Here is a 3,358-nt window from a genome sequence, read left to right as displayed (position 1 = left end):
TACCCAGACGGGACTCACACCCGCTGGCCTGATGCAGCTTGCAGGACGCAACATGAGGTCAAGCGTACGCTGCTGCACGCGCAAACGCATACACTGCGATCAGATCGTTGCGGCTTCCTGCTCACCCCGGTCGAAGCTGCCGCAGTGGCCTCGTCCAGCAGCACCGGGTAGTGGGAGGCCACCAGCCCGGTGCTGGTGGCGCTGACGAACGTCGCCCAGGGGTTGCTGCGGATGAGCCGCTTGACCTCCTCCGGCTCGTTCATCAGGTACCGCGGGGTGTGCCGCATCAGCTCGTCCTTCGTTGCAGGCGGGTGCGCACGGCGCTGCGCGCGCACAGGATGACAGCGAGCCCGCCGACGGCGGTGGCCCAGGTCAGGTGCTCGCCGAGCAGGAGGACCGCCCACGCGATGCTGAGAACGGGCTGCACGAGCTGCACCTGGCTGACCTGGGTCATGGGGCCGATCGCCAGTCCCCGGTACCAGGCGAAGAAGCCCAGGTACATGCTCACGACGGACAGGTAGGCGAACGCCAGCCACTGGGTCCCGGTGCCGGTCGGCGGCGCCTGCGTGACGGAAACGGCCGTCAGCACGAGCATGAGCGGCGCGGCGAGCAGCAGCGCCCACGAGACGGTCTGCCACGCGCCGAGCTCTCTGGCCAGCAGACCGCCTTCTGCGTAGCCGACGGCCGCGGCCAGCACCGCTGCAAGCAGCAGGACGTCGGCGTGGTGCAGCGGCCCGAGGCCGCCGTTCTGCACCACCGCGAACGTCACGACGGCGAGGGCACCCAGGGTCGCGAACAACCAGAACGACACTGGCACGCGCTCCTTCCCACGCAGCACGGCCATGACCGCGGTGGCTGCCGGCAGGAGGCCGATGACCACAGCCCCGTGGCTGGCCGGCGCCTGCGTCATCGCGTACGAGGTCAGCAGCGGGAAGCCGACGACGACGCCCCCGGCGACCACTCCCAGGCGGAACCACTGGCTGCCGCCCGGCACGGTCTGCCGGAACCGGATCAGCGCGATCGCGGCCAGCGCCGCGGCGACGACCGCACGCCCGGCCCCGATGAACAGCGGCGACAACCCGTCGTGCGTCGCGACCCGGGTGAGCGGCACGGTGAGGGAGAACGCGGCCACTCCCAGCAGCCCCCAGCCCAGACCGGACGGGGAACGACCGGGAGCCGCGGGTAGCGCCGGGGCCGTCCGCGCGATAGCGCTACTCTGGTGTGTCATGGCCAACGATAGTGCAGGTCGCATCGTCGTGGCACTGCGGGACTGGATCGCCGCTGCGCCGCCGGGGGCGCAGCTGCCGTCGAACCGCTCGCTGGTGCTCGCGCACAGCGCCAGCCCGGTCACCGTGCAGAAGGCGATCCGTCAGCTGGCCGCGCTCGGCCTGGTCGAGAGCCGACCGGGCGTCGGGACGTTCGTACGCACCGTCCGGCCGTCGCGACCGGCCGACCACGGGTGGCAGACGGCGGCGCTGGGCGCTGGTCGATCCCGGCTGTCCGGGCTGTCCTCGACCCAGCGCGCAGCGGGGCCGGACGCGATCGCGCTGCACTCCGGCTACCCCGGCAAGGACCTGCTCCCCGAGCGCCTGGTCCGGGCGGCGCTGGGCCGGGCGGCCCGGAGTGAGGCTGCCATGACGCGTTCCCCCGCGGCTGGCGTGCCAGAGCTGCAGTCGTGGTTCGCCAGTCAGGTGGCCGCTGGCGCGCCGGTGGGTGTGGCGCCGCCGACGGCCCGCGACGTGCTCGTCATCGCCGGCAGCCAGAGCGGGCTGAGCTCGATCTTCCGTGCCGTCGTCGGCCCCGGCCAGCCGCTGGTGGTCGAGTCCCCGACCTACTGGGGCGCTCTCCTTGCCGCGGAGCAGGCCGGCGTCATTCTGGTCCCCGTGCCGACCGGCGCGGACGGTCCGGACCCCGACGACGTCGACCGTGCGTTCGCAGAGACGGGGGCGCGGGCGTTCTACGCGCAGCCGACCTTCGCCAACCCGACCGGCGCGCAGTGGTCGGCCACGACCGGCCGGGCCGTGCTCGACGTCGTCCGGGCGCACCGGGCGTTCCTCGTCGAGGACGACTGGGCGCACGACCTGGGCATCGACGCCGAGCCCAGGCCCCTGGTCGACCAGGACGACGACGGCCACGTCATCCACCTGCGGTCACTCACCAAGAGCGTCTCGCCCGCGCTGCGGGTCGCCGCGCTGATCGCCCGCGGCCCGGCCCGGGACCGGATCCTGGCCGACCGGGCCGCCGAGACGATGTACGTCAGCGGCGTGCTGCAGGCGGCAGCGCTCGAGGTCGTCAACCACCCCGGTTGGACGTCGCACCTGCGCCGCATGCGCGTGCAGCTCCGCACCCGCCGGGACCTGCTCCTGGACAGCGTTCACGCGCACGCGCCGCAGGTCCTCGTCGAGCACGTCCCGCTCGGCGGTCTGAACCTGTGGGCCAGGCTGCCCGACGGCACCAACGTCGACCACCTCGTCCGCGAGAGTGCCTCTCGCGGACTGCTCGTCGCGTCGGGCAGCGAGTGGTTCCCAGCGGAGCCGCCCGGCGCGTACGTCCGCCTCAACTTCTCGGCCGAAGATCCCGGACGCTTCGCCCAGGCCGGCGAGGTACTCGGCGCGGCGCTACGCGCCCTGGCGTAGCCGACCCTCGACCGGATCGCTGCGGGCGCGCCCCAGCTGGGCTGGCAGCTGCTCGCCTTCGTCGTAGCGCCCTGCATGCCATTCCTGCTGCACGCTGTGGCGCCAAAGGCAACCAAACTGGCACCATCGCGCTGCGCCAGCAGGAACACAAGAGGCCGTTTCCGCAGGTCAGGCTATGTGGGGCGGGTGGGGCTCGAACCCACGACCGAGGGATTATGAGGCGGGAAAACCCGGTCCCCTTTCGTGTCGTCGAGTGACGTTCTTGCAGGTCAGGGCAGGTGCAGTGTGACACGCAATTCCCTCGGGTGCCACGGCGTGTCGCCGAGTTTGTGAGCAATTTGTGAGCAAGAACCCAGCCCATTTCTCGGTCAGAACCTTGCCCCGCACTGCTGACTTCTCGCGTTCATCTCGACTGGCGGTGGCCGCCCGCCGCCCATCAGTCAAGGGGATTGGGGTCGCTCCGAGCCTCCAAGTGTTCCTCATATACGCATGTTCGCGCGCGCCCGAACGATCGCTCATCTCGAGAAGCGGATGCTGGGGTTCGCTGTGCCGCGCCACGCGTCGGAGGAGGCCGGCGTCGGGATCGGTGTCTGCAGAACGAGCGGTACTCGTTCTGCAGTAGTTCACGACGGCCAAGGCCAGGCGCTACGTTCTGCTCGTTCCTGAACCCGAATCCACCGTCTCGTGATCGCGTGATTCAGCGGGCGGCTTGTTGATCTTGA

At 71.0% G+C, this 3,358-nt stretch carries 2 protein-coding genes; one reads left to right on the top strand and one right to left on the bottom strand.

The window, feature by feature from the left end:
- Positions 1-286: 286 nt before the first annotated feature.
- The gene (locus tag WD794_10105; protein ID MEX2290666.1) at positions 287-1,228 is read right to left on the bottom strand and encodes a DMT family transporter; all 942 of its coding nucleotides are present in this window, start codon (positions 1,226-1,228) and stop codon (positions 287-289) included.
- Here WD794_10105 and WD794_10100 point away from each other — a divergent pair.
- Positions 1,227-2,636: a PLP-dependent aminotransferase family protein gene (locus tag WD794_10100; protein MEX2290665.1), complete on the top strand. Its 1,410-nt coding sequence runs from the start codon at positions 1,227-1,229 to the stop codon at positions 2,634-2,636. The two genes, WD794_10105 and WD794_10100, sit on opposite strands and share 2 nt — an antisense overlap.
- The last annotated feature ends 722 nt before the right edge of the window (positions 2,637-3,358 follow it).

This window comes from Mycobacteriales bacterium (genome assembly GCA_040902655.1).
GTDB lineage: Bacteria > Actinomycetota > Actinomycetes > Mycobacteriales > SCTD01 > SCTD01.
The sequence above is the reverse complement of the archived record's forward strand: the minus strand, read 5'-3'. Positions and strand labels throughout refer to the sequence as shown.